Source organism: Hymenobacter sp. BT730 (genome assembly GCF_030542105.1).
Lineage (GTDB): Bacteria > Bacteroidota > Bacteroidia > Cytophagales > Hymenobacteraceae > Hymenobacter.
In genome coordinates this window covers 228,503-254,548 of the sequence record NZ_JAUOFB010000001.1, presented here as the reverse complement: position 1 = coordinate 254,548, position 26,046 = coordinate 228,503, and the positions used below count along the sequence as shown (strand labels likewise).

At 57.3% G+C, this 26,046-nt stretch carries 19 protein-coding genes and 1 tRNA gene; 6 read left to right on the top strand and 14 right to left on the bottom strand.

All coding sequences use genetic code 11. From position 1 onward, the window contains the following. Window positions 1-63: 63 nt before the first annotated feature. The 8 genes from Q4G72_RS01040 to Q4G72_RS01005 form a co-directional block, all read right to left on the bottom strand. A complete protein-coding gene (locus Q4G72_RS01040) occupies window positions 64-789 on the bottom strand; it encodes a head GIN domain-containing protein (protein ID WP_303309583.1) in 726 nt (241 codons plus the stop codon). An 84-nt stretch (window positions 790-873) separates the two neighbouring features. Beyond that, window positions 874-1,464 (bottom strand): RNA polymerase sigma-70 factor, encoded by a 591-nt coding sequence (locus Q4G72_RS01035; RefSeq protein ID WP_303309582.1) that lies wholly within the window; start codon window positions 1,462-1,464, stop codon window positions 874-876. A 1,007-nt stretch (window positions 1,465-2,471) separates the two neighbouring features. After that, window positions 2,472-3,191, bottom strand: a complete 720-nt coding sequence (locus Q4G72_RS01030; protein ID WP_303309581.1) for a DUF4097 family beta strand repeat-containing protein — start codon at window positions 3,189-3,191, stop codon at window positions 2,472-2,474. A 44-nt stretch (window positions 3,192-3,235) separates the two neighbouring features. Beyond that, window positions 3,236-4,006 carry a DUF4097 family beta strand repeat-containing protein gene (locus tag Q4G72_RS01025; RefSeq protein ID WP_303309580.1) on the bottom strand — a complete coding sequence of 257 codons (771 nt, stop codon included), beginning with the start codon at window positions 4,004-4,006 and terminating at the stop codon, window positions 3,236-3,238. A 91-nt stretch (window positions 4,007-4,097) separates the two neighbouring features. Then, window positions 4,098-4,949, bottom strand: a complete 852-nt coding sequence (locus tag Q4G72_RS01020; RefSeq protein WP_303309579.1) for a zf-HC2 domain-containing protein — start codon at window positions 4,947-4,949, stop codon at window positions 4,098-4,100. Between the two features lie 2 nt (window positions 4,950-4,951). Then, complete coding sequence (locus tag Q4G72_RS01015) at window positions 4,952-5,503, bottom strand: RNA polymerase sigma factor (protein WP_303309578.1); 552 nt, start codon at window positions 5,501-5,503, stop codon at window positions 4,952-4,954. An 88-nt stretch (window positions 5,504-5,591) separates the two neighbouring features. Continuing rightward, window positions 5,592-6,032 carry an NAD(+)--rifampin ADP-ribosyltransferase gene (gene arr, locus Q4G72_RS01010; RefSeq protein WP_303309577.1) on the bottom strand — a complete coding sequence of 147 codons (441 nt, stop codon included), beginning with the start codon at window positions 6,030-6,032 and terminating at the stop codon, window positions 5,592-5,594. Window positions 6,033-6,498: 466 nt separating this feature from the next. Continuing rightward, a tRNA-Val gene (locus Q4G72_RS01005) sits at window positions 6,499-6,576 on the bottom strand. Window positions 6,577-6,756: 180 nt separating this feature from the next. Here Q4G72_RS01005 and Q4G72_RS01000 point away from each other — a divergent pair. Together Q4G72_RS01000 and Q4G72_RS00995 are read left to right on the top strand one after the other, a co-directional pair. Next, a complete protein-coding gene (locus Q4G72_RS01000; RefSeq protein WP_303309576.1) occupies window positions 6,757-9,294 on the top strand; it encodes an AsmA-like C-terminal region-containing protein in 2,538 nt (845 codons plus the stop codon). Between the two features lie 102 nt (window positions 9,295-9,396). Beyond that, window positions 9,397-10,314: a TerB family tellurite resistance protein gene (locus Q4G72_RS00995; RefSeq protein WP_303309575.1), complete on the top strand. Its 918-nt coding sequence runs from the start codon at window positions 9,397-9,399 to the stop codon at window positions 10,312-10,314. Window positions 10,315-10,388: 74 nt separating this feature from the next. Here Q4G72_RS00995 and Q4G72_RS00990 read toward each other — a convergent pair whose 3' ends face one another. Continuing rightward, entirely contained in the window at window positions 10,389-11,537 is a 1,149-nt protein-coding gene (locus tag Q4G72_RS00990) for a mechanosensitive ion channel family protein (RefSeq protein ID WP_303309574.1), read from the bottom strand. A gap of 74 nt (window positions 11,538-11,611) precedes the next feature. Then, window positions 11,612-12,838, bottom strand: a complete 1,227-nt coding sequence (locus Q4G72_RS00985; RefSeq protein ID WP_303309573.1) for a Glu/Leu/Phe/Val dehydrogenase dimerization domain-containing protein — start codon at window positions 12,836-12,838, stop codon at window positions 11,612-11,614. A 243-nt stretch (window positions 12,839-13,081) separates the two neighbouring features. On the opposite strand from Q4G72_RS00985, the gene Q4G72_RS00980 reads away from it, so the two are divergent. Further along, window positions 13,082-13,390 carry an ArsR/SmtB family transcription factor gene (locus tag Q4G72_RS00980; RefSeq protein WP_044516101.1) on the top strand — a complete coding sequence of 103 codons (309 nt, stop codon included), beginning with the start codon at window positions 13,082-13,084 and terminating at the stop codon, window positions 13,388-13,390. A 135-nt stretch (window positions 13,391-13,525) separates the two neighbouring features. Here the strand turns inward: Q4G72_RS00980 and hemA are convergent, their stop codons facing one another. Continuing rightward, window positions 13,526-14,797: a glutamyl-tRNA reductase gene (hemA, locus tag Q4G72_RS00975; RefSeq protein WP_303309572.1), complete on the bottom strand. Its 1,272-nt coding sequence runs from the start codon at window positions 14,795-14,797 to the stop codon at window positions 13,526-13,528. Between the two features lie 302 nt (window positions 14,798-15,099). On the opposite strand from hemA, the gene Q4G72_RS00970 reads away from it, so the two are divergent. Then, window positions 15,100-16,293, top strand: coding sequence for an ATP-binding protein (locus Q4G72_RS00970; RefSeq protein ID WP_303309571.1), 1,194 nt, complete (start codon window positions 15,100-15,102; stop codon window positions 16,291-16,293). Between the two features lie 146 nt (window positions 16,294-16,439). Here the strand turns inward: Q4G72_RS00970 and Q4G72_RS00965 are convergent, their stop codons facing one another. Both Q4G72_RS00965 and Q4G72_RS17865 read right to left on the bottom strand, forming a co-directional pair. Further along, on the bottom strand, window positions 16,440-17,588 hold the full coding sequence (locus Q4G72_RS00965; RefSeq protein ID WP_303309570.1) for a lipocalin-like domain-containing protein: 1,149 nt from the start codon (window positions 17,586-17,588) through the stop codon (window positions 16,440-16,442). A 50-nt stretch (window positions 17,589-17,638) separates the two neighbouring features. Next, the gene (locus tag Q4G72_RS17865; protein WP_368408969.1) at window positions 17,639-18,115 is read right to left on the bottom strand and encodes a carboxypeptidase-like regulatory domain-containing protein; all 477 of its coding nucleotides are present in this window, start codon (window positions 18,113-18,115) and stop codon (window positions 17,639-17,641) included. 454 nt (window positions 18,116-18,569) lie between these two features. Between Q4G72_RS17865 and Q4G72_RS00960 the strand changes: the two genes are divergently transcribed. Continuing rightward, window positions 18,570-20,339: an amino acid permease gene (locus Q4G72_RS00960; protein ID WP_502213664.1), complete on the top strand. Its 1,770-nt coding sequence runs from the start codon at window positions 18,570-18,572 to the stop codon at window positions 20,337-20,339. A 99-nt stretch (window positions 20,340-20,438) separates the two neighbouring features. Next, the gene (locus tag Q4G72_RS00955; RefSeq protein WP_303309569.1) at window positions 20,439-24,998 is read left to right on the top strand and encodes a PDDEXK-like endonuclease domain-containing protein; all 4,560 of its coding nucleotides are present in this window, start codon (window positions 20,439-20,441) and stop codon (window positions 24,996-24,998) included. A 50-nt stretch (window positions 24,999-25,048) separates the two neighbouring features. Here the strand turns inward: Q4G72_RS00955 and Q4G72_RS00950 are convergent, their stop codons facing one another. Then, entirely contained in the window at window positions 25,049-26,008 is a 960-nt protein-coding gene (locus tag Q4G72_RS00950; RefSeq protein WP_303309568.1) for a DMT family transporter, read from the bottom strand. Window positions 26,009-26,046 lie beyond the last annotated feature (38 nt).

The following is a 26,046-nucleotide window of genomic DNA, read 5'->3' as shown; positions in this document are numbered from 1 at the left end:
CCTTATCTGGCGGCGAGGAAGGCAGTTTAGCGCTTAGCCCGGCGCAAAGCAAGCTGTGCGGCCTTAGTTGTCGGCCTGCACCCGGCCCGAACCCGTAATGCGCGTGTTGACCATGGGGCTGCCTTTGTAGAAGACGTTTCCACTGCCGGTAATCTCGACGTTAAGGTGGTGGCTGGCTTGTACATAGCTTTGGCCTGAGCCGGTGATGGAAACGTTGGTGTCCTGGGTTTTGAAATCATAGGCGCTTACCTGGCCCGAGCCGCTGGAGCTGCACTTGTGGCTTTGGCCCGAGCCGCTCAAGCGTATTTCCCCCGAGCCCGTCAGGGTGGTCTGGAGTTCGGTTACCTGCGCAAAGTTCAGGTCCGCTACCCCCGTGCCCGACACCTCTACTTTACAGTTGCTGGTGGTCAGCGGCGCGTCGCTGCGAATTTTTCCGGTGCCCGACAGCTGCACCTCCGTGAGTTCCGGCACCGTGATATACACCTTGATGGGGTCGTGGCGCCGCACGTTCACATGGCCAAACTCAATTTGCAGCTCACTGCCGTCGATTTCCGTTTCCAGCACGTCTAGCACATTGCGTTGCGCTTCCACGCGCACTTGCTGCGGGCTGCCTTGGGTCAGCACTACTTCCGCGTCAATACTGAGTTCTACCCGCTTGAAACTGTTTAGGGTCCGCACTTCCGCTACGGTAGGGCCCGTTCCGTGTATGCGGGGGCCGGATATGTCGTTGTCGCAGGAAGTGAACACAAGTGTCGATAGGAGGGGGAGCAGGAGCCAGCTGTTTTTCATAGCGGTAGAGTGATGGTAAAAAAGTAGGTTCTGCTTATATAGAGTCACAACCGTTGATTTACCCCTACGCCGCCTCGAAAAAAATTATAAAAACTCCAGTAGCATCAATGCCAAGCCGGAAAATAGGCCTTTGAGCTGCTGTCGTAACAGGCGGAGCGCCTTACCCATCTGGTTGTCCACGGTCTTAGGGGATACGTCCAGCGTTTCGGCAATCTGCTGATAGCTAAGTCCTTCCTGGCGGCTGAGCAGGAACACGGCCCGGCACTGGGGCGGCAGCGTAGCCAGAGCCGCCGCTACGGCCGCTTCCGCATCCTGCTCGTTTAAATGCTCCAGGGTAGAGTTCGTACCCATATCCACTACGTTGGCGTCCTCCCAGGCTACCTGCCGCTTCTGGCGCTCGGTATGGCGCAGGGCCGCGTGGAGGGCCGCCCGAAAAAGGTAAGACCTGTAGGTAGCCGTAATCTGCAGCGTCGCGCGGTTCTTCCACACGTTCAAGAGCAGGTCCTGTACCAGGTCTTCGGCCACGGCCCGGTCTTGCACCACCCGAAACACGGCGTTGCCCAGCGGCCGGTAGTACGCCCGATACAAAGCTTCCATAAACGCCTCTGGATTCGTGCGCTGCAACTCCGCCAAGCGGAGTTCAAGGGCATCAGCAGTTTCAATGGCGTTGGACATAAGAGCCAAAAGAAGAAGCCATGATTTCCGGAAGCTCAGTTAGGATGCTTAGATAGGGCGCAGTTTTCCATCCTTCGCGAAAAGATAGGAGTATCAGTCACTAGACTGCTTTTGCCCCATTCTAGATTCTAAGCCAATACCTGTTGGCGGGAACCCACGAAGTTGGGGCTAAACTACACCTTTGTATGGAACGCTTCTCTTGAGATTCATCGGATTATATCTCTCTATCTTCTTTGGAGCGCTTATTAATAAATATATATGCCAAAGCCCAGTTCCGGCGTTGATCTCCATGGAACTGGGTCTGATCAGGGTAAGGTCGGCTTATCGCAATAATTTAAATCCAATCCCCCGCTCCTGCACCATCTGGCCCTACCGGCAGCTTTACGATAGTGGCGCAAGCGAGGGATAAAGGATCTAGGCGGCAGCCGTGAAGAAGTTGTCATCGATTCAGAGCTCCAGCAATTCCGAAAAAATCGGCTTCACTATCCTGTTCAATTTGTTTCATCTAGGTTCGGATTACGGCATTTCGTCTCCCTTTGCCCGCCCTTGCTGAAATTGTACCGAAGCAAAGCCTTTCGGATGGTGGGAGTTATTCAGGACGACGGCTTTCCCCGCCGGGCGAGTTGCCTTGTACCCAATAGCGGGAGTTTCCATCATTCCACTAAACAGTGGTCAGTCTACACCCCGGCGGGTCGCGGTGTCTCGTGTCTGAGGGACGTGCAACGCGTGTTCATACGCAGGCAGGGTCCTGTGTCCCATTTCTTAAACCCCCCTTAAAGAGCGGTGACAACCGAGTGAATACGTTCCAATAAAGTTTATGCATCGCGCTCCAACGGAATAGTGACACGCCCGGCCTTGTCGGTACGAGGGGACTCACAAGTGGAGAGCCCTTATAGCTGAGTCCCCGGAGTGGGTGTTTGGGTAGGCGTTGGCCTGCTTGCCAGGAAGTATCATCAGAGCCCCTAGACCGCTTTGCACCAGCCGAAAAGGCGCTACAAGACATTGGTTTATTTTTGCTTACGGAAGTAAACGTCGTTGCTGATGGACTCCAGGCGTACTAAAGGACCTGATTTGCCCAGGGAGCCGCGCACCTCGTAGCCCACCATGGGCACGCCTTCCTTGCGGTTGGTAAAGGCAATATCCTGGTCGGTGTACACTTCGCCGGTAATTGTCTTAAAGGCAACTTTCGCCCCTTGCCCCGATGACCAGGTTACATCCACGAAGCCGCTGATGGATTTGGCTTCCAGCTGACCGGTGAGGCCGGTAGCTTCAATGTTGCCACTAATAGTGTTCACCCGCAACGACACGCCCTCCGGCACTTCAATTTCTACTTCCACGTTACTGCACACCCGGTACCCATCTCGGCCTTTTTCTCCGCCCGAGCTCCAGGAAGAACCCTGACCGTCGGGACAGTCGCCTGGCTGGCCGGTGCGTAACATGGCTTCATCAAAGGCTGACTTCACCGTTATCTGGTCACCCTCGGTATTTAGAGTAAGTTGGAGTGCGTTGTTAAGCTTATTCTGATTAATAGTAACGGCGGCCCGCACACGCAGTTGCTTGCCTTTACTACCCCGAATTTTTATGCTGGTGGCCTGTTTCAAATCCAGCACCACTTGTTGTTTAGCCCCCACAGAGGCACTCTTTTCAATAATCTTTTGGGCGTTAGCCGCAGGTGCCGTTAGTAATAAGGCACCACTCAGGCTGAGGAGTAAACGAAAGAATTTCATGGCGTTACGGAGTTGGATAGAGAGAAAAGCAGCGCTGTAATGCATTACTTGGCTTTGCGCACGAAAATGTTGCCGCTCACCGATCGAAGGGAAACATTCGCCCCACCACCATTCACGGTTCCTTGCACCACCTGGCCACCCACGCGCCGCAGTGCGTCTTCACTTTTGCCCATGGCAATGTCAAAGTCGGTGTATACATCACCTGAGATGGAACGCAGCTGCAGCGTAGCTTTACTATTGGGGCGCATGGTCACGTCCACATCGCCACTCACCGAGGAAATCGAACTGGGCGACTTGCTTAGGTCGGCGTAGCGCACGGTAATGCTGCCGCTCACAGTATTGGCTACTACGCCGCCGCCCATGTTGCTGAGCTTGGCGCTGCCATTTTTCAGGTTCAGCTCGATGTTACCGTCCAGGTCGCGAACTTCCACATCACCGCCGTTAAAGTTGGTTTGGTTGAACACCACCGACATGGACTGAGGCACCCGAATGACATAATCAGCGTCTTTGCGCGAGGCTTGCACAATGCGCACCACGTTATCTTTCTGGGTGACGGAAAGGCCCAGGCGGGTGTTGTCTTCGGCTGAATTGTACACAGAACGCAGACCTTCGGCTCGCTTGGGCAGGGGCTCATAGCCATTGCCGCTGATGATGAGCACGTCGCCGTTGTAGCCTTCCAGCTTCACGTCGCTGCTTTGCATATCGAGCTCAATCTTGCGGTCCTTGCCGCCGAGCTTAAGCTTGAATTCCTGGGCCTGCAAGGCCGGAGCTGTCAGCAGTAAACAGCTAAAAGTGAGAAGCAATAACTTTTTCATGTCGGATTTGGGGTACAGAGTGAGCCCGGCCGGCGTCGCCACGTTCGCGGCGCCAGCAGTAGGGTTCGGGTTGGAAAAGGAAAAGAGAAAACTATATCAGGGTGCCGAGGCCGTATTCCGCTTGTTGACGCACGATGGGTAGCGCGTCGGGCTTATTGGCCAGCTGCTCTAGCTGGGGCGCCGCTCGCCGTTCGCGCATGTTCACCAGCAGCTCAATGAGCAGAATCTGCACGTTGGGGTCAGTTTGGATAGTCAGCGACTGGATAAAGGCTTCTCCCACGCGCGGGTCAGTCCGCAGCCGGTACAGCGCATTGGCCGCGGCCAAGCGCACATTGGAATTGGGGTCAAAATTCAGGGTGTTGATGAGTACCTGCACCGCAGGGTCGCCGGTGGCATCTACCTGCTCCACAGCATTGTCCACCAGCTGTATCCGGTCACTGGCCGACAAGCTTTGCGAGGCATCACCCGACAGAGCATTGGCCAGTTGCATGGCATGTTTGGTAGAGCCGGCTATTGGGGCACTGGTCACGGTGGGGGCATTTTCCGGTTGCCACTGCTGACCCAACACCATGCCCATCACTAGCAGCGCTACGCCAGCGGCAATGCGCATGGCCCAGCGGCTAACCTCGCCGGGCCACATCGTACGGATGCGGGCTTCCCGTACTTCAGGAGCAGGTACTGGCGCTGCTGCCACTACGGCCTTCTCCTTCTCCAGCATCAACAAAAACTGATTGCGCAGCGCGGGGGAGGGTTTTGCCGGCTCAATGGCTTCCATTTGAACTGACAATTCCCGAAGCTGGGCTACTTGCTCCTGGCAGGCAGGACATTGGCTTAGGTGAGAAGCTACCCGCGCGGTCTGCTCGGGCAGCAGGACTTGGTCGGCGTAGTCGATCAGCTGGTCGGCTACGGTGAAACAATCGTATGGGGAAGGACGGTCAGTCATGGCTAGGAAGCGAAATAGATGGTGCGCAGGGCTTGCAAGGCCCGATGGGCTTTTACCTTGGCGGCGCCGGCGCTGCAGGCCAGCTGCTGCCCGATTTCCTCGTAGCTGAACCCCTGAAAGCGGTGCAGCACCAGAATGTCACGCTGGGCTTCGGGCAGCAGCGCCAGGGCTTCGTGCAGGTTTTGGTCGCGCTCAGTAGTGATCATAGCATCAAATGCCGAGGAGCCGAAACCGCCTTGTCGCTCCACTTGCAGCACATCAGAGGTATGCATGTGCTGCTGGCGCTGCCAGTAGTCGGCATGGGCATTGCGGGCCAGCTGGTAAATCCAGGCCCGAAAGGATGGGCCCGGCTGGTAGCTGGTGCGGTATTTCAGCAGGCGTTCGAAGACCGTTTGCGTGAGGTCTTCGGCGGTTTCCCGGTCGTTGTTGGTACGGCGCAGCAGGTAATTGAAAATAGGCAGGTGGTAGCGGTCGAACAGCACGGTGAGCTGGTCCAGGTCATTTGCCTGAATCTGCGCCATTAAGGCCTCGTCGCTCGGGTAGTGTTCGGCCACCGGGGGTAGGGTTTTGCGGGTTGGTCGAAAGGAGTACCGGCAAATTCCGGCATCGTTACAGCGCCGCCCGGATTTTTTTCAAAAAGCGTCAATCTTCAATAGCCTCGATCCCCTGTTGCTTCAGGCGCTCTAGGTGCTCCTGCATGGCTTGGAGCTGTTCGGGGGCATGCCCCTGCCACTGCGTTACCTCCCCCACTACCCGCAGCGGATGGCGCGAACGGTAGGACCGGGTGGGATTGCCCGGGTACTTCTTATCCGTCAAATTAGGGTCGTCTTCCACGGAGCCCGTGGGCTCCACGACATAAATGCGGCCGGGGCCGTCGCCCACGGCCAGTTCCGCTCCCCAAATGGCGGCCTCCAAGGTAGCGGTGAGGTAGACATAGGCTGCGGGCTTGCGCTGGCCATAGTTGGATGGAAAGCCCGGTGTAATTATATCCCCTAGCTTGAACGGGGCTTTAGTGCCATGATAGAACCGTGGAGCCTGCCGGTCGCGGGGAGAAGCCTGGTCCTGTGGGCTAGGGGTTTTCATGGTCCTGGTCTGGTAAGGGAAGTTTGGTGCCCCGTTGCTGACACGCTCCTGGAAAAGATAAGAAGACCACCGGATAGGTTCCGATAAAATTTACCGATCGGAAGCAACAAGTCTTTAAAGGATGAGCCTCTGATAATACTTACTGAGCAAACTCATCCTATGACTCGGAATATCAATATCCTTGTATACCTATATAATTTTCCCTTGTGGTCGTCTTCCTAAATCCTTCAGTATGCTTTTCTGTCCGCTTGGCGAACGAGCTGGGTCTATACAAAGACATCAACACTATAGTAGCAGCCGAGCATAACAAGCCGACCAAGATATTTTACCCCATTTATTTAATCACAATCACCCGTGGATAACAATACGCTGAATGGCTAACCTCAAAGAGCTAACTTGTCTTAGCTTGTTTAAACCAAAAGCAAAACAGGCACCCAGCATTGCTGCTAAGTGCCTGTTTTGCTTTTGGTGGGAGATACTGGGTTCGAACCAGTGACCCTCTGCTTGTAAGGCAGATGCTCTGAACCAGCTGAGCTAATCTCCCTTTTCCGTCCCGGTATGTGCCGTTTGGGAGTACAAATATGGGGGGTGTTTTCGAATACACCAAACTTTCTGCGACCTTCGGCTAGAATTTTTTGGTCTTTGGAGCGTTAAAAGCGCGGTTTTAGATAGCAAAGCATTCATATTCAGAATTGTTGAGGCGTTGGGATTCCTGAAAAAAACATTGCTTCTGGGGCTTATTTTTTTTGCGCTACTGCTGAGTGGACTGCTGGCGGCCATAAAATTGGGCGAAAAGCACATCATTGGCCTCTTTGTTCAGCAGGCCAATCAGTATCTGGCTACACCGGTGCAGGTGGGCCGGATTGAGTTATCCCTGCTAGACCAGTTTCCCCGCGTTTCTATTACACTACATCATGTAACCATCCGTGGCACGCTGCCCGCAGATACCGCCGCGCTGGCGCACTTGCGTACGTTGTACTGTGCTTTCGATACTTGGGACGTGCTGTCGGGGAATTACCGGATTAGGGCGCTTACGTTAAGGCAGGGGCGGGTAGTAGTGCGGCGTAACGTAAAAGGGCAGGGTAATTTTGCCATTTTCCGGGCTGATACAACGCAGGCATCTGAACGGCCACTGGCTTTCGATCTGGAAAAAATAAGCCTGCAGCAGCTACAAGTGGTGTATCAGGATGACGGTCTGCGCCAGCGCTACCAACTACAGGTGCATGATGTTCGGGCCATGCTGGCCGTTGCCGGCCACCGGATTCAGATTGCTGCTACTGGCACGACGCGGGTAGATGGTATAGCGTTAGGCTCGGATGCTTATCTGCGCGGTAAGGAGCTGACGTTGCGCACTCAGCTCACCGTAGACCGGGATTCAAAGGTGGTTCGTTTCTCTCCCTCTGCGTTGCTTATTGGGCCGGCTGAATACCAGATAGCGGGGACCATAGCCTATGCCGCCGCTACGCAGCTGAACTTGACGGTTGAGGGGAAGAATACCAATGCGCAGTCGTTGGTAGCGTTGCTGCCGGCCCGGCTGGCACGCCGCTTAGCCGTTTACCGCAGCCGGGGAGAGGTGTATTTTGGTGGAGCCGTACAGGGCGAGTTGTCAGGGCGGGCAAATCCGCAACTGACGCTGACCTTTGGGTGCCGGAATGCCTCCTTCTTTCATCCCGGCTATAAGGAGAAGGTGGAACACGTGTTCCTAACGGGTACTTTCAGTAATGGCGTGCGGTGTAACGCGAAAACCTCGGTTCTGTCTTTGCAGAATATGCAGGGTACGCTGCAGGGGCGGCCGTTTAGCGGATCCTTGCACTATGCAAACTTTACCGACCCTACCATGCACCTGCGCCTCAAGGCGAACATGGATGTGGGACAGGCGCTGCGCTTTTTTCCGGTAGCCGCCGTGCGAGCGGGCAGCGGACAGGCCAACCTACAGCTACAGTTTCATGGTAATCTGCGCGCCTTCAGAGCTGGGTCTGGCAGCGCAGGTGAGGCCTCAGGGGAATTGGTACTGCAGCAGGTAAGTTTACGCCTGCGCGATTATCCGCAGCCCATTTCCCGGCTTACTGGCCGGCTACAGCTGCGCGGCAACTCGGTGGCGCTGATAGGCTGCTCGGCTATGTGGGGCCACTCTGATTTTCAAGTGAATGGGGCCTTGCGCAACTTTCCGGGTTGGGCCCTACGGCCGGGGCAGGCTTTGCTGGTAGATGCCACCGTAGCCTCGCGGCAGCTGAATTTAAATGAGCTACTGGCGGCTTCTGCTGAAACCAGGGCGGGCGCAGCGGTAGCCGGCAGCGTGCCGGCCAAATACGCTGCCGTAGCGGTGCCAACTTCTCTGGCGCTCCATATTCGGGTGGTAGCGCAGCAGGTGATTTTCCGGCGTTTGCAGGCCAGCAATCTGCGCGGCACCATTCGGTTGCAGAACCGGGTGTTTTCCTCGCCGGGGCTCAGCATTGAGGCGCTGGGCGGGCGGGCCAGCGTGCAGGGCACGGTAGATGCGCGCCGCCCGGAACTGATTAAAGCCAGCACCGTAGCTTCCTGCAGCCAGATGCCACTGGATAAGCTGTTTTATGTGTTTGAGGATTTCGGGCAGGGCTTTATTACTCACCGTCATTTGCGGGGCCTGCTCACTGCTTCCGGCGAGTCGGATGTGTATTTCAACCAGCGGCTTGAGCCATTAACCAACCGGCTGGAAGCAGAAATTAAAGCCACTGTGCGCAATGGGGAGCTGAACAACTTCGAGCCAGTGCAAAAGCTGTCGATGGTGGCCAGCCGGGAGCAACTGCGCCACCTGCGCTTCGCGGAGCTCACCAACAACTTCTACATCCAGAGCCGCACAGTATATCTGCCGGAAATGGAAATCCGCTCCAATGTGCGCACGGCTTCCCTGATTCGGGTAACCGGCACGCACACCTTTGATCAGCAGATGGATTACCATGTGTCTATTCCGGTATTACCAGGGCTGCTGCGTCGGGTGTCGATGGGTGGTGAAACAAACACCGGCCCCGCCATTCTGCTGGCCATACAGGGAGATGAAGACAATTTCCGGGTAAGCCTGGACCAACGCCGGACGATGCGGGCACCTGCTGCCACACCGGCCACCGTACGGCCCTCCGTGGGAGAGCTACTAAGCGGCCGAAAACCGGTACCGGCTCCAGCCGGTGCTGCCTCCGCCAAACCGCCGGTAGAGCGCCCATCCTTGGGGAAGCCGCGCGAAAAAAAGCCCGTAGCACCTGCTCCCGGCGAGTACTTCGACTTCTAGAAGTATAGGATCAGGTCAAAACAAACGTCGAGGTCAACATTCCAACACAGGGCGCGTTAAGGAGGGCTATAGTTAATTTCAACACCCAACCCTCCCCCTGATATGAACGATAATCAACTGCTGCAGCAGTACTCCGAAGAAGAAAAGACAGCTTATATCAGCGTTATTGCCAGCTTGGCCTCCGCCGACCGCGAAGCCTCGGCGGTAGAGGTAGAATTCCTGCAGCAGCTGGCCCATACGGCCGGTCTGAGCGGCGGCGCTACCCAGCAGGTAATAGCGGCTGCCAAAGACTCTACCAACGAAAGCGTAAAAGCTAATCTGGATGCCTTGCGCAACAGTGACCTGCGCTTTTCCCTCGTGACGGACCTCATCAGCTTTGCCCGCGCCGATGGGGCGTATGCCAACGACGAGGAGGCCATGGTCAATAAAATATCCGCCTACCTGGGCATCAGCCCTCAGCAAACCCACACGCTGGAGCAGGTAGTAGACCAGGCGGCCCAGGTACCGCACGATGCCAGCGACCCGGCCAAAAAAGGCTTCCTCAACGGCATTACCGATAAGCTGGACAGCGTAGGTATTCCCAAAGGTGCTCTGCTGGGCGGCCTGCTGGGCGTGGTAGCGCCCATGGTACTTTCCGGCATGATGGGCGGCAACCGCAACAACACCGGCGGCATGGGTGGCATGATGGGCGGTGGTGGCAGCACTATGGGCGGCCTGTTGGGCGGTGCCATGGGTGGTGGTAGCTCTATGGGTGGCCTGTTAGGTGGTCTGTTAGGTGGTGGCCTGCTCAGTGGCGTGCTCGGGGGCAACCAGCGGGCAGCTAGTGACCCTTACGGAGCCAACTATCCGCAACAGGGTACGCACGTAGGTAGTGGCGGTTTAGGATCCCTGGTTTCTATTCTGGGTGGCCTGGGTGGCCGGCCGGGCTCGGCGCCCCGCAGTGCGGGTGGTACCGGCCTGGGTGGGCTTATGGGTGGCGGCATAGGCAGCCTGCTCGGCGGGTTGCTTGGTGGCCGCTAGCCGCGCCGTACCTCCTGATAAACGCAGAAAGCGCCGGTAGTCTGAGACTACCAGCGCTTTTTTATGCCTTGGGCTTAGCTAACCAAGGGCTGTTGACTGGATTGCAGACCGCGGAGCGGGTCCTGATTAGCCAGTTGCACCAGCGTGGTATTGCTGCTCACGAAGTTGCCGCCAAACTGCTCCACAATTTCTACCAGGCAGTAGTTAAGGTCTTCCTTCACGGCCAGGTATTCATCGTAATCCACGGTTTCCACGAAGTACTGCACCGTTACTTCCTTGGCCGTGGGCGTGAGGGCAGAGAATTTAATCTGCACCTCCGGCGTGGTAAGCTTGTGCGCCTGAATCATGCGGTGGGCCTCCTTGATGATCTGGCGGAGCTGCTCGCTGGTGGTGGCGTGGCTGAGCGCCAGCGTAAAGCTTACGCGGCGCGCCGTGCGCAACGACAGGTTATCGAGCGGCTTATCAATCATGGATTTGTTGGGCACCGTCACAAAGCTCTTTTCGGCAGTGCGCAGCCGAGTGCTGCGGAAGCCTACTTTCTCTACGGTACCCGTTACGCCGCCTACTTCTACTAGGTCGCCCACGGCAAAGGGGCGGTCCAGGAAAATGGTGAACGAGGCAATGAGATTTTCCAGGCTCTCTTTGGCGGCGAAAGCCACGGCCAGACCACCAATGCCCAGACCGCCAATCAGCGCCGTAACGTTTACACCAAATACCCGGCTCAGCATCAGCAGGAATGTGAGCGAGAGCACCAGTACTTTCAGCAGGTCCTTGGCGAAGGGAATCAGCTGATTGTTGAGGCGGGAGGGCGTGGTTTCGGCGCGGCGCTGAAACACGAGCACCACAAAGTCAATCAGCCGCAGGCCAATCCAGCCCACTCCCATAAACACAGCCAGCTGAAACAGGCGAAATAAGGCCACCTGCGGCCAGGGCTCATTACGGGCCAGCTCTGAACTGCGCACTGGATAGTCAAGCACCTGAAAGGCAAAGTAGGCCGTAATCAGGAAAATAACGACTGACAGCGGCTGGATCAGTAAGGCCTGAAACTGCTGCTCCGAAACTCCTTCTGTGCGCTTGCGAATGGCCCGAAATACCAGCTTGGACAGCAGCTTGGACAGCAGCCGTTTGAAGAGGTAGCCAAACAGCAAAATGCCCAGGCACCACAAATAGGCCTGCACATCATTCCCAAGAAAGCGCTGATGTAGAAAATCCTGAAGAAGCATAGTAAGAGTTCAGAGGCTTTGCTGCCTGCGGCTTTCCTTAGATTAGAGAAAAGCCGCGGGCAGCTACTGCCTGGTTATACCAACTGGCGCAGAGCCAGCTCGAATGATTTCATGGCAATACCCGTGCGCTGGTTGCCCTGCTGCCGGGTGCGGGCCAGCGCCGAGCGGATAATGCGGGATGTGTCGCCGAAAATGGCTTCGTCGGTGATTTCCACGTTGGTTTCCATCAGGTAGGCGAAAACCCGGGCCATGCCGCAGTTGGCAATAAAATCGGGGATGACGGATACATGCTGGTCGGCGTACTCGCCGGTGGCGCCAAAGAAGATTTCGGGGTCCTGGAAAGGCACGTTGGCTCCACAGCTGATAACCTCCAGCCCGGCGCCGGTTAGTTGCTCTATCTGCGTGCTGGTCACCAGACGGGAAGCTGCGGCTGGAATGAAAATCTCCGCGCCCGAGGTCCAGATCCGGCGGTTCACTTCCTCAAAGCTCAGCAGATCATCGGCCACCAGGGTGTTGTTCTCACGGCGCAGGAACAGGTCCCGCACTTCCTCAAAGGAAAAGCCTTCTTCGCGCAGCAAACCACCACTGCGGTCAATAATGCCGGTGACGCGCACGCCCTGCTGGGAGAGGTAGTACGCGGCCGCCGCGCCCACATTACCCCAACCCTGGATGATAGCGCGCTTGCCTTGCAACCCGCCGCCCCACAACTCATAGTAGTGGCGCACGGCCTCGGCTACGCCGTAGCCCGTAATCAGGTCAGCTATGGTGTAACGGCGGGCACGGTCAGGAGTGAATTTCTCATCTTCTACCACTTTCACTACGCCCTGGCGCAGCTGGCCAATTTTCTGAATTTTCTGGGGCTCGGTGGCGCGGTAGTGGCCATTAACAATCCCTTCTTGTGGGTGCCACAGGCCATAGTCCTCCGTTATTGGAATTACGTCATGGATTTCGTCCACGTTCAGGTCGCCGCCGGTGCCGTAGTAGCTTTTCAGCAGCGGAATAACGGCGCGATACCAGCGCTCCAGCACGCCGCGCTTGCGCGGATCCTGCGGGTCGAAGTTGATGCCGGACTTAGCGCCGCCAATGGCCGGGCCTGAGACGGTGAATTTCACCTCCATGGTTTTGGCCAGACTTTCTACTTCACGCTTGTCCAGGCCTTTACGCATGCGCGTGCCCCCACCGGCGGCGCCGCCCCGTAAGGAGTTGATTACTACCCAGCCCTCGGCCTCGGTTTCCGCATCTTTCCATTCAAAAACGATTTCCGGACGCTTGTTCTCAAACTTTGCCAGCAGGTCGCGCATACTCTATTTAGGGTGGGTGGGGAAAATAATATTTCGGCAAAGGTAAGCAGCCAGAGGCGAGCTAGCCCGATTCTTGCTGTTATTGTCTTTTAGGAAGACAATCGATACCTGAAAAAGCACAACAAAAATTAAATTCTACAAATCTTTTTACCGGCCACTTTCGTTACTGTAGGAACTTTGCACTAGGTGTATAGCGTATTAGCCATACTTCGCTCCTCCCGTCGTTCATTTTTGTACTTGTTTATGAAACCATTGCTTTCTCGCGTCGAATCGAAGAAGGTAGATAAGGCTGCTGCGATGCTGAAGGTGCTGGCTCACCCCAAGCGCCTGGCCATCGTCGATCTGCTGGGTAAGGAAGAAAAGATGACTGTCACGGAAATCTACCGTAATCTGGATTTACCGCAGGCTATAGCTTCTCAACACCTTATTACGCTCAAGGATCGGGGCATTTTGTCCTCTTTCAAGGTGGGCACCAAAATCTACTACTCCCTGTCAATCCCCAAATTATTGGACGTGATTGATTCTCTTGAAGACTGCTGCGATACGCTGTAGTTTTCTGAGACGCTTCTACTTCAGCAAGAAGTAGGATAAAGGCACTACTGGTGCCTTTGTCTTTTGTGAAAAACAATGCCCCGCTTCTGGTTTAACCGGAAGCGGGGCATTGTTTTTAGGGCTGGAATAGCTGGCTTACGAAGCCGTAGGCTGCTTTTCCAGATCAAACATTTCGGTCAGCACATCGATGAGCTGCTCAGCGTCGTCGCGGCGGCATACTGCTTTTAACTGCAGGACACGCTGCTTCAGCACTTTCTGCATCAGGGAGCGGGTAATGTCGTCGAGGCGCTTGGCTTCTTCGGCCGATACCTTCTTCTGGATGCGGTCCATCTCTTCCTGGCGCAGTTGCTCCAGGCCCGCTTTCATGCGCTGAATAATGGGGGACACCATCATTTCCTTCGTCCAATCGGAGAGGCCGGCAATGCTTTCGGCAATGATGGCGCGCACGTGCGGCACAGCCGCCAGGCGCTGCTCCAGGGCGGCGCTGGCCTTGCTGTGAATAGCATCGATATTATAGACCAACACGCCGGGCACGTTTTCTACCTCGGCCTCAATGCTGCGCGGTACGGACAGATCGATAAAGAATTTGTAGCTGAGCACATCCAGCCGCTCTACCATGTCGCGGGTAAAGAAGGGCTCGTCGCGGGCAATGGAGGAGATAATAACGTCAGCTTCCTTCAGGCCTTCTACCAGGTTTTCGAAGTCCAGCACTTTCACGCCGCACTCCTCGGCCAGCGCTTCGGCTTTGCTGCGGGTGCGGTTGCAGATAGTCACGTCGGTGAAGAGCTTGCTGTCGCCGAGGTGGCGGCACACATCGGCGCCAATCTCGCCCAGGCCAACGACCAGCACGCGCGGGTTAGCCACGTCGGTGGTCAGCTCTTCTACTAGTTCCAGGGCCGCGTAGGAAGTAGAGGCCGCGCCGTCGCGGAAGGAGGTTTCCTGCTGCACGCGCTTGTTGGTGAAGAATACGGTGTGCAGCACGCGGTGCAGGAAGGGCCCGGCGGCGTCTTCATCAGCCGACCACTGATAGGCCATTTTGACCTGGTTGCTGATTTGCAGGTCGCCTACTACCTGGGCATCCAGGCCCATCGACACCTCAAAGAGATGCTGTACGGCCTCCTCATAGGTATTGAGCAGGTCGAAATAAGGGTAGTAGGGTGTGCTATCGGCAATGCCTTTCAGCTGGCCCAGCGCCTCAATAATAGCGGGGCTCTGGTCACGGTCGGCGGCGTAGTATACCTCAGTCCGGTTGCAGGTACTCAGCACGAGCAGGTCGGAAAGGCCCAGGTCGTGGTGCAGGGTGTGTAGAAAGCGGCGGCAGGCAGCCTCATCCAACGAAATCAGCTCCCGAATTTCCAGCGGGGCTTTTTTGAAGGAAAGACTAATGGCCTTGAACGGGTGGAGCATAGCAGGTGCTAGTGCGTATTGTAGGAGGCAAAATTACGGTGCAATCGGTTAGGATACTAGCTACTACTTCATAAGCGTTGCCTGGCACACCTAAAACAATGCTTAAAAAGCGCAATACAGGGCATTTTGTTCCGGGCGGGTGACTAAAATCATCTTTTCACCAGCCGGTTTTCACATCATTATGTGAGGTAGGTACGTTGAGTGGCTTGGCCCCTGGAAAAGCGGCCAAGTCAGCGAAGCCCGTACTTTCGTACCATACGACAAAGCCCCCTAGTTGGCTTTAAGCCCTTTTGATATTCCCTGTGCTTCCCGTTCTCCCCATCTACGACCAGAAATCCCGCATCAAGCTTGCCATTGTAGCCGTGGCGCTGCTCGTGGCGGGGGCCACTGTTGTGTACACCAACCTGCTGGTGCAGCGCCTTTCCGAGCGGGAGCAGCAGCAGATAGACCTCTACGCCAAGGCTCAGCGGTTTATCATCAACTCCGAGGTGGACTCGAACACCAATTTCGTGTTCGAGGAAATCATCAACGCCAACAAGACCATTCCCATCATCTTTACCGATGGCAACGGCTACCCGCTGGATGCCAAGAATATGGATGTGCCCAAGCGGCTGAGTGAGGCGCAGCGCCTAGCGCTGTTGCAGCGCGAAATCCAGATTATGAAAAGCCAGCACCCGCCCATTGTGGTGGAGCTGGGCGCGGGGCTGCGCAACTACATCTATTATAAAGACTCCGTGCTGCTGGCTCAGCTGCGCACCTACCCGCTGGTGCAGCTGGCCGTAATTGGCTGCCTGAGCGTTATTGCCTACTTCACCTTCAGCTACTCGCGCCGGGCCGAGCAAAACCGCGTGTGGGTGGGCCTGGCCAAGGAAACTGCCCACCAGCTAGGCACGCCGCTCAGTAGCCTCATGGCCTGGCACACATATCTGAAGGAGAGCGAGAAGTTTAAGAACGAGCCCATTGTAGACGAGCTGGGTAAGGATGTGCGCCGCCTGGAAATCATTACGGAGCGCTTCAGCAATATTGGCTCAGTACCGATTCTAAAGGATGAGAACATCCTGCGCGTCACGCAAAACGCCATTGCCTACCTGCAAAGCCGGGTATCGAAGAAAGTAACCTTCGAAATCCGCACGGACCTGCCCACCGACACGCCCGCCCAGGTGAATGTGCCGCTGTTTGACTGGGTAATCGAAAATATCTGCAAAAACGCCATTGATGCCATGGACGGGCGCGGCAGCATTACCATTCATCTGCGCCGCCCGGCCCGGAACAAGTCCCAGATTGCCATTGATATTACGGATACCGGCAAAGGCATTCCCAAGAGCAAGATAGACCGGGTTTTCCTGCCAGGCTTCACCACCAAAAAGCGCGGTTGGGGCTTGGGGTTAGCGCTGGCTAAGCGCATTATTGAGAATTACCACAAAGGCCGCCTCTTCGTGAAATGGAGCGAGGTAGGACGGGGTACTACGTTCCGGGTGATTTTGAACGGGGAATAGCTGCCGGTTACCGGTTATTAGTAAAAAAAGAACTGTCATCCTGAACTCAGCGAAGGACCTTATGCTAATTGAACGATTAGCGTAATAACGACTTGTTCAAGCATGATAAGGTCCTTCGCAGGCTCAGGATGACAGAGTACATATATCTACTTGCCTGAACTGCCCGCCGGTACAGCGGTTGGAATAGCTTCTTTGGCAGTGGTGTTGGCGGGTGCCGCTTTCTTGTTTTTAACTTCCTTCCGGTTGGTGATTTCCACGTAGCTATTGCCTGTAACTGGCTTGCCGTGGTGGGTGCCGGTGACGCGGCACATACCTTCCCAATAGGGTAGCTTCACGGCTGTGAAAAGGCGCAGGACCAATTCTTGGTCGGGTACTAGCGGCTCAATGGTGAGGTCGTAGCCCTGGCTGGGGATTTGGAGGCGCCAGCGGGTGGGGTAGCGGTTGCCGGAGCTGGGGCTGGTCCACCAGGCAGTGGTTTCGAGGTGAAAATCTTCGGCGGCGAGGTGGGTATTCTGACCTTGCGGCCCAAAGTGCGAGCCGCCATCAATGGCGCGGCCGGTTTGTTTCTCGTAGAGGTGGTAGGCCATAATTTCCTCACGGGGCTCATTGAGTTGCACGCTAAACCAGTCCCAGCCAATGTTGGGGTTGGTGACGGAGTTGCAGTTCCACTGCCGGTCGTACCACAGTTCGCCTTCTACCTCGTGCCGCTTTCCGTTTACCTCTAGCGTGCCCGTGGTAGCTAGGCGCGGATAGCTGTAGTAGCCGGCTTTCGCCACGTTGCCATAGTTCTCGTAACCCGTGCCGCCGTGCAGGAGCACCGGTTTAGTAGGAGTAGTGCTCAGATCAATAGCCATGCCCTCGTGGGCGGCCATGCGCGCCTGCAGGCGGTAAATGCCTTCCTGGCCACTGAGCGTCCAGCGCTGGTTTTGCTTTTCCATGGAAAGCGCCAGCGGCAAGGTGGCCGGTAATAAATCGGGGAGGTTTTCCAGCTTATAATCGTAGCGGAACTGCTGGGTGGCGGGGTCGGTAATGGCGAAGTTCACCATCTGCCAGTCTTTCTTGCCGCTGAGATTGAAGTGGAAGAATACGTACTCCACCCCAAATACCTCGCCCGTTACTTTATCCTTTAGGTGTCCCGTGAAATACCACCATTCCAGAGAGTTGCGCGGGTGTACGGCTTCTTCCTGGGGCAGCTGGGCGCGTTCCTCAAACACATCATGCTTGTTGGTGGGCTTGAGGGCGCAGCCGGTAGTAAAGGTGAAAAGCAGGAGGGTAGCGAGCAGCAAATTCTTCATACCCCGGGAAAAGGAATTTGGTGGGCAAAAGGTTTGCGGGTTGCCGATGGCTAGCGGCGGAAAGGACGGGAGAGTCGCAGCCAGAGGCCGCGTGGCGTGTATATAGGATGAACGATGGATATCCCGCCAGCAATAATCACAGTTTCTCTTAAAAGCCGATTGTCAGGAGTCAGCTCAATTCGATAATCCTGCGCAAGATCAACAGGTATAAACCGATGGCTCTGAAAGCCAATGGTACTTACACTGACAATAGGAGGCCGTTGAGCATCTACAGGCCGAAGGTAGAGTTCAAACCTACCATCGGGCCCAGTGTATACACCAACATTAGTGCCCCGTAGTAAAATTGTGGCGCCGGGTAAAGGCTGATGGGAGATAGAGTCCACAACAATGCCCCGTAATATGTATCTGCTGGTAGTTAAGTTCTCGTCAGACGCCGATACAATAGAAGCGGAGTCTTCGCTTATTTCTGATGCCCGGTATTGAGTTAGATGTGAAACCGCCGTTTGTGCCTGCGCATTCCCTAGCATTAACTTCCCAAGACCCAAGGCAACCATAACTGCCGCTAGCCACTTTCGCCACGGCGAGGAATAATCAGGCGCGAAAATCGGCCGCGCTAACTGGTCAGCCCGAACCCGCCCGCAGCTTCCCCTGCTCTGTTTCTGTAGCCACGCCACCACCTCCGCATCCGTCATCCGGGTAAAATCCACCACCACCTTATCACAAGCGGCGCAGTGCCGGCCTTGACCAGCGGGCGTCATGGCGGCCCAGTTTTCGGAGCAGGGCTGCGGGATGGAGAGCGTGAAGGAACGGCGGTGCATGGGCGGCGAAGAACGGGTTTCGCTTGCAGGATGCTAAAAGCGGGTGCATTGCATACCCACCGCAGAAGTATCCCAAATTATCTTTCCGGCATGCTACCGGGCCAATAGATGCCGCCGCGCCGCATTATTCTGTATCTTTTGGCCCCTAAAACTATTTACTCCCTTGTCTGCACCACTGCCAACCACCCGCTCTACCAGCCTGTTCCGGCGCAAGAACATTGCCGACATCCTCCACAACCCACCCGCCGACGCTGAGCCGCATATTGGCGCGGTAGAAGGCGGCCTGGCCCGCCACCTCACCGTGCGCGACCTCACGGCCCTGGGTATTGCGGCCGTCATCGGGGCAGGTATATTCAGCACCATCGGCAACGCCTCCCACGATGGGGGGCCGGCCGTTTCCTTGCTGTTTGTGTTCACGGCCATTGCCTGCGCCTTTTCCGCCTTGTGCTACGCGCAGTTTGCCGCTACCATTCCCGTCAGCGGCTCGGCCTATACCTACGCCTACGCCTCCTTCGGCGAGCTGGCCGCCTGGATTATTGGTTGGGCGCTGATTATGGAATATGCCGTGGGTAACATCGTAGTGGCCATTTCCTGGTCCGATTATTTTACCGGTCTGATGGATGGCATTGGGTTGCATATTCCGGCTTATCTCACCATGGGCACGCAAAGTGCCTACAAAGGCTACCACGAGGTACTCGCCCTGATGCAGGCCGGCAGGCCGCTGGCCGGGGCTTCGCCGGCACAAATGGACGCCTACAAGGTGTGGAACAGCGCCCCGGCCCTGTTTGGCGACCTGAAACTGGTCTGCGACCTTCCCGCCTTTATGATTACCGTGCTGGTCACAGCGCTGGTGTACATTGGTATCAAGGAATCCAAAACCGCTTCTAACCTGCTGGTGTTGTTGAAGTTGGTGGTCGTGCTGATTGTTATTGCAGTGGGCGCTTTTTACGTTGATACGGCCAACTGGAGCCCCTTTGCCCCCAATGGCGTAGGTGGCGTGCTGAAGGGTGTTTCAGCCGTTTTCTTCGCTTATATCGGCTTTGATGCCATCAGTACCACGGCAGAGGAATGCAACAACCCGCAGCGCGACCTGCCCCGGGCCATGATCTATGCCCTCATCATCTGCACGGTGTTATATGTGATTATCACGCTGGTCCTAACCGGCATGGTCAGCTACAAAGAGCTGGGCGTCGGCGACCCATTGTCGTTCGTGTTTGAGCGGGTGGGTCTTGATTGGCTGGCGGGCGTGGTAGCCGTATCGGCGGTATTTGCCATGACCTCGGTGCTGCTGGTGTTTCAGATTGGTCAGCCCCGTATCTGGCTGACGATGAGCCGCGACGGTCTGCTGCCGAAGGTGTTTGCCAAAGTGCACCCTAAGTTTCACACGCCTTCGTTCTCCACCATTGTAACGGGCTTCTTTGTGGGCGTACCGGCCCTGCTGCTGAACATGGATCTGGTGATTGACCTGACCAGCATTGGCACCCTGTTCGCCTTTGCGCTGGTGTGCGGCGGTATTCTCATCATCGACCCCCACGGCACTTCCAAGGCGCGCTTTAAAGTGCCGTACGTAAACGGCCGCTACCTCGTGCCGCTCATTCTCATGGTGATTGGCGTGCTACTGCTCAACTACAACCGCACCGCCATCAACGAGTTCTGGAGCGCAGTAACCAGCGGCCAGTACGAGCTATTCCGCCATCAGATTCCGATGCTGGTCTTCCTGTTTTTCTGCGTAGGGCTGGCCTGGGCTTCGTTCACCCGAAACCTCTCGCTGCTGCCCGTGCTGGGCCTGCTCACCAACCTGTATCTGATGACGCAGCTGGGCATTGGCAACTGGATGCTGTTCTTCGGCTGGCTGATCATTGGGCTGGTGATTTACTTTGGCTACAGCTACAAAAACAGCAAGCTGAACCAGCCGGCGCTGGCTGTGCGCTAGGCGCCCCGGCCGTTGGTTTAAATAGAATAAAAGTGGCCCGATGTGCCGGTCTAATGGCCGCCGCATCGGGCCACTTTCCTTGTCAGAATAGTTTCTGCTATGTTATCAGTGGAGCAAGAGCGGCTGCTGGCCCTGCTCGCCTATATCCAGGAAACCGTGCGGTTGCGGTCTGCGCCAGCGGCCGACGTGACCCGTCAGCCGTATTTTCATGCCCTGGAAGCCCAGCTAAGCGGCCTGCCCGGCGTGGAGCTGAATTTAGCCGCCAACTCCCCGGAAGCAGAAGAAGAGGTATGGCTGCGCATTGAGCGGCTGCGGGAGCGGCCCGCGCCGCCCATTCTGGAGGAACCCCTCGCCACGCTGATTGACTTCACGAACGACCCCGGCAGTCGGCCGGAGCTACGCCGTGCGCTGCCTGCCAGCACCTTGCGCCGCTTGGGTTTGCTGCCAGAGGCTGCCCCGCAGCAACCCGCCTACGACCCCCTGGCCCCGATTGAAACCAGCACCCTGGCCCAGCTACCCAGCCTGGCAGTGGCATTGGAGCAGTATATCCGGCAGCAGTGGCAGCCGTGGGCGCTGGAAGAAAACCAGCGCCGCCGTACCATGGCCTGGTACTCCCGGCTATATACCCTCAAACAGCAGCTGGATGGTGGCCTCACCGACTCCCCCCTGGAACTAGTGTGGGGCGTGGGCGTGGCAGTGTGGCAGCTGAACGGCACTGCCGTGTGCCACCCGCTGCTCACCCGCCTGGTAGAGCTGACGCTCCATCCGCAGTCCATGGCGCTGGAAATACGCCCCCGGGACGTGGTAACCCGTCTGGAGGTGGAGATATATGCGGCGCAAAATGTGGGCGGCGTAGCTGAGTTGGAGCGGGGCAGCCGTCCCCTGCTCGCCGAAAACCCCTACCTGTCCCCATATGAGCCGGCTACCTACCAACCCATACTAGAGCTGGCAGCGGGCTTTTTGGATGAGCAAGGCCATTTCTTGTTCGATAAAAACCAGGCCCGCTTATTACCCGGCGCCACAGCGGCGCTTCAGATAACCGATACTTGGGTGCTGTTTGCCCGCCCACGCACCAGCAATACTTTTTTGCAGGATCTGGAAGCCCTGCGTACGCAAGTGGAGCAAGCGCCACACGGACTGCCAGAGGCGGCCGCCGCGCTGGTGCGGGAACCGGCTGCCTACCACGCCAACCACCCACTGCCGGCCTTCCGGGGCTTATCGATGGTAGGAGGTAGCACCGGAAACCCGAATTCACCGCTGCAAGAACTGTATTTCCCGCTGCCGTTTAATGAGGAGCAGGTGCGCATTATTCAGATGCTGGAACACGCGCCCGGCGTAGTAGTGCAGGGCCCGCCCGGCACCGGCAAAACCCACACCATTGCCAACGTCATCTGTCACTATCTGGCTTTGGGCAAACGGGTGCTGGTCACGTCCATGAAGGACCCGGCCCTGGCCGTGCTGCGTGATAAGCTGCCGGCAGCGGTGCGCCCTCTGGCTATTAGTCTGCTCACCAGCGAGCGGGAGGGCATGCAGCAGTTTGAGTACGCCATTCAGCGCATCGGCGAGGAAGTGCAGCGCCTTGACCCCGCCGCTACTACCCGGCAGATTGAGCAGCTGGCTACGCAGCTAGATGCCTGCCACGCCCGGCTGGCGTCCATCGACCGGCTCGTAACCCAATGGGGTCAGCAAAACCTGCAGCCGCTGGATCTGGACGGAGAAATACTGGCGGCAAGAGACATTGCCCGGGAAGTAGTGCAAAGCGCCGACTTAGCCGATTGGCTGGAAGACGACCTGGAAACAAGCCCAGCTAATGCCCCACAGTTCACGGAGGTAGATATCAATGCCTTGCGCACTGCTCGCCACACCCTGCAGGCAGACCTGGTATACCGCACGGCCCAATTGCCTGTGCTGGAAGTACTGCCGGATATTCGTGAGCTGTTGCTCACGCACCAACAGCTCAGTCGGGCTACCGAGCTGCAAAAGGCGGTAGCCCTCGGGCAGGTACCGGCGCTGGCCGCGCTTCCCGATCTGCCGGACCAGCTGGCCGCCGCGCTAACTCTACTTGCTGATGTACAGGAGCAGCAACAACAAGTCGCTGCTATAGCCTGGGGCATCAGTCAGCAAGAACAGCTAAAGCAAGGCCGAAAAAAGCCGCTATACGCACTGCTGGAAGCGCTGGGAGCAGAATTGCGAACTGCCCTGCAGGCCAGGCAGCAGTTCCTGTCCCGACCGGTTAGTGTGCCCGCCGGAATAGAGCTAAATGAGGAGTTGATAGAGGCAATCCAGGCACAGGCGCAGGGGCAGCGTCCCTTCGGGCTGGCCCGCTGGTTTGGCAAAGCCGCGCAAAAGCAGCAACTGGCTGAAATTAGGGTATTAGCAACTGCTCCATCCACGGCCACTGATTGGGCTTACGTGGGCAACTACCTGCAGGTGCTGAGGACCCTGCGGGCATTAGCGGCCCGCTGGAATGCTTTGGCTCCAGAGTTAAGCTTGCCGGTTTTGGCTTCACACCAACCTATAGCCGCTGCCACGGAAGCCTTTCAGCAGTACGAAGAATACGAGTTGGTGCGCGATGCGCAGCAGCTGGAAGATGCCCTGAAAATAACGCTGCAACGCTTGTTGCCCACTTTGGCCCCAGCCGGAAAAGTGGGGTCCCTCGAAGACGCTCAGAGAATATTACACCTACACCAGGACCGCCTGCAGCTGGAAACGACCTGGGCCGTGCAGGAGCGATATGAGCGGGCCCTGCACGGCACCACCGGCCCCGTCAGCGAAGAACTGCGGCAGTTTGTGGCCAATAGCCTGGGCAACCCAGCGGTGACGGACGCCACTCTGCAGACCCAATGGGGCACGCTCACCCAGGAGCTGCGGCGCATCCATGCCCTGCAAAACGAACTGACTACGGTAACGAGCATCACGGCGCAAATAGCCGCCTCCGGTGCGCCGTGCTGGGCGGCCCGGCTGCAGCGTGAGCCAGCCAACGGCCCCCTCGACGAGCTGCTGCCCACCGACTGGCCGGTGCGGTGGCGGCTACGGCGGCTCTCACGCTACCTGTCGAGACTGGATCAGCGGGCTGAAATGAAACAGCTGGCCACGGAGCGGGTAGAAATGGAAGCGGCATTAGCCCGCAACTATCAGGACATCATCACCCAAAAAACCTGGCTGCAGCTGGCCCTTAAGGCTACGCCGTTAGTGCGTAGCGCGCTGCAGGCCTACCGGAGCGCCATTACCCGGGTGGGGAAGGGCACCGGCAAGAGCGCCGGTAAGTACCGGCAGGCAGCGCGGGAGGCCGCGCAGGTGGCTAATTCGGCCATTCCGTGCTGGATTATGCCGCACTACCGGGTGTCGGAGTCGTTGCCGGCGGAGCTGGGGGCGTTTGATCTGGTGATTGTGGATGAGGCCTCGCAGTCGAATCTGCTGGCTTTGCCGGCTTTATTACGGGCCCGGAAAATCCTGATTGTAGGCGATGATAAGCAGGTGGGCCCCGGCCGCAGCGGGCTGACGGAAGAAAAGGAGAATGAGCTGATGAGCCGCTTTCTGGCTACGCAGCCGGCGCTCTACCGGCCGCAGCTTTCGCCCAGCCATTCTATTTACCAGCTGTTTCAGGTAGTTTTCTCCGATTCGCAGGTGCCGCTGCAAGAGCATTTTCGGAGTGTAGGGCCCATTATCGAATACTCCAAAAGGGAGTTCTACCATCATAGCCTCCGGCCTTTGCGCCTGCCTACCGCCTCCGAGCGGCTGGATCCGCCTTTAGTGGACGTAGTGGTGGAAGATGGAGTTCGGCAGGGAGATATAAATCCAGCTGAAGCCCGCTTTATTGTAGAGGAAATCCATCGGCTGACCCAGGATCCGGCCATGCAGCAGCGCAGCATCGGCGTGGTATCGTTGCTGGCTGATAAGCAGGCGAAGCTTATTTGGGAGATGCTGGAGCAAGAAATTGGGCTGGAAACCATGTTGCGGCACCAACTGGCCTGCGGCAATGCGCACACCTTCCAGGGCAAGGAGCGGGATATTATGTTCCTTTCCATGGTAGTGGCGCCGGGGCAGGCCACGGCCCTGGGGCAGACCGAGGATGCCCGCCGCTTTAACGTGGCCGCCTCCCGGGCCCGCGACCGGATGTATCTGGTGCGCAGTATCGAGTTGGAAGACCTGAGCGCCGCTGACCAGCTGCGCCGCGGCCTATTAGCGCATTTCACCTCCCCGTACGCCCAGGACGAGCAGCGCATAAGTAACCTGCGGGAACTGTGCGAGTCGCCGTTTGAGCAGGAAGTGTACGATATGCTCACGGCACGCGGCTACCGCGTGCAGCCACAAGTGCGCGTGGGCCACTACCGCCTCGACCTAGTAGTAGAAGGCGAAAACGACCGGCGCCTGGCCGTGGAGTGCGACGGCGACCAGTATCACGGCCCTGACCGGTGGCAGGACGACCTGCGGCGGCAGCGCGTGCTGGAGCGGGCCGGCTGGCAGTTCTGGCGCTGCTTTGCCTCCGCCTGGGTGCGCTGGCGCAAAGACACCGAGGAGGATCTGCTGGATACCCTAACGCGCGCTGGGATTATGCCGCAGCCGGCCGGTCAGCTGTTCACTACTTCTTATGTAGAAAAGCGGTGCTATGTCAGCTTGCCGGAATTGGATATGCGCTTGGCGGCTAGGGTAGTATAGCGGGCCTCTGGCCCGGGTAAGATCTTGCCCAGTAGCGCACGCTTTACAGCTTACCGAGCCCGGTGAATAATGAATACGCTGAGCAGAATAATCACCATGCCCAGTACGTGCCACAGGTTAAACGCCTCGCCATCCAGCAGGCCCCAGCCCAGCGCCACAATGGGCACAATGTAGGTATTGGAGGCCGCAAACAGCGCTGTAGAGCTGTGAATAAGCTTGTTGAACAGCACCATGGCAATGGCGGTGCTCATAGTAGCCAGCAGCACAATGTAGCCGAAAGCTGTCCAGGCGCCCGGTACGGTAGTCAGCTTGTGCAGGAAATCGGTGCCCAGCAGCAGAAAGACCAGTGCCGGACCGCCAATCAGAAGCAGGAGCACTCCGGTAACGGCGACGGAGGGAATGCCTTGAAAGTGGTGCTTGATGATGTTGAGGCTCACGCCGTAGCCCGCCGTAGCCAGCACAATGTACAGCCCGTACCAGGCATTGCCTTCACCGGCGGGCGTAGATTCCCCGCCGCTGCCGCCCAGCAGCATCAGCACCACGGTGCCGACAAGGCCCAGTGCTATGCCCAGCACCCGCAGGCTGGTCAGGCGCTGCCCAAAAAACAAAGCGCCCATGAGCAGCGTGAACACGGCCGTTAGCGCATTGAGCACACCGGCCAGCCCCGAGGCCAGCTTGGTTTCGGCGTAGGCAAACAGGAAAGCAGGAATGAGTGTGCCAATCACCCCGCTGAACAGCAGCCACTTAAAGCGGCTGCGCTCGATGCTGCCGATGTGCTTCAAAGAAAACGGCAGTAGCAGCAATGCCGCCACACTAACCCGGGTAGCGCCCAGCTCCAACGCCGAAAACACGACCAAACCCTTCTTCATCAGAATAAACGAAGTACCCCAGATGCAGGCCAGCACTACCAGCAAAATCCAGGCGGAGGCCGGAATGCGGTGAGGTGGGGACGAGGCAACGCTGGGAGGGGCAGGAGCAGTAGTTACGACCGGGGCGGGGGAGGAGGGCATCAGGGTGTAGGCGGAAAGGCAAAAAGGTATCCTGTCAT

Excerpts from the sequence above, each read along its gene's own strand:
- Q4G72_RS01035 (WP_303309582.1), bottom strand. The coding sequence starts at position 1,464 with ATGTCCAACGCCATTGAAACTGCTGATGCCCTTGAACTCCGCTTGGCG.
- Q4G72_RS00980 (WP_044516101.1), top strand. The coding sequence starts at position 13,082 with ATGAAACCATTGCTTTCTCGCGTCGAATCGAAGAAGGTAGATAAGGCT.
- Q4G72_RS00950 (WP_303309568.1), bottom strand. The coding sequence starts at position 26,008 with ATGCCCTCCTCCCCCGCCCCGGTCGTAACTACTGCTCCTGCCCCTCCC.
- arr (WP_303309577.1), bottom strand. The coding sequence starts at position 6,032 with ATGAAAACCCCTAGCCCACAGGACCAGGCTTCTCCCCGCGACCGGCAG.
- Q4G72_RS00965 (WP_303309570.1), bottom strand. The coding sequence starts at position 17,588 with ATGAAGAATTTGCTGCTCGCTACCCTCCTGCTTTTCACCTTTACTACC.
- Q4G72_RS01040 (WP_303309583.1), bottom strand. The coding sequence starts at position 789 with ATGAAAAACAGCTGGCTCCTGCTCCCCCTCCTATCGACACTTGTGTTC.
- Q4G72_RS00955 (WP_303309569.1), top strand. The coding sequence starts at position 20,439 with ATGTTATCAGTGGAGCAAGAGCGGCTGCTGGCCCTGCTCGCCTATATC.
- Q4G72_RS01020 (WP_303309579.1), bottom strand. The coding sequence starts at position 4,949 with ATGACTGACCGTCCTTCCCCATACGATTGTTTCACCGTAGCCGACCAG.
- Q4G72_RS00990 (WP_303309574.1), bottom strand. The coding sequence starts at position 11,537 with ATGCTTCTTCAGGATTTTCTACATCAGCGCTTTCTTGGGAATGATGTG.
- Q4G72_RS00995 (WP_303309575.1), top strand. The coding sequence starts at position 9,397 with ATGAACGATAATCAACTGCTGCAGCAGTACTCCGAAGAAGAAAAGACA.
- Q4G72_RS01025 (WP_303309580.1), bottom strand. The coding sequence starts at position 4,006 with ATGAAAAAGTTATTGCTTCTCACTTTTAGCTGTTTACTGCTGACAGCT.
- Q4G72_RS01030 (WP_303309581.1), bottom strand. The coding sequence starts at position 3,191 with ATGAAATTCTTTCGTTTACTCCTCAGCCTGAGTGGTGCCTTATTACTA.
- hemA (WP_303309572.1), bottom strand. The coding sequence starts at position 14,797 with ATGCTCCACCCGTTCAAGGCCATTAGTCTTTCCTTCAAAAAAGCCCCG.
- Q4G72_RS00985 (WP_303309573.1), bottom strand. The coding sequence starts at position 12,838 with ATGCGCGACCTGCTGGCAAAGTTTGAGAACAAGCGTCCGGAAATCGTT.
- Q4G72_RS17865 (WP_368408969.1), bottom strand. The coding sequence starts at position 18,115 with ATGCTAGGGAATGCGCAGGCACAAACGGCGGTTTCACATCTAACTCAA.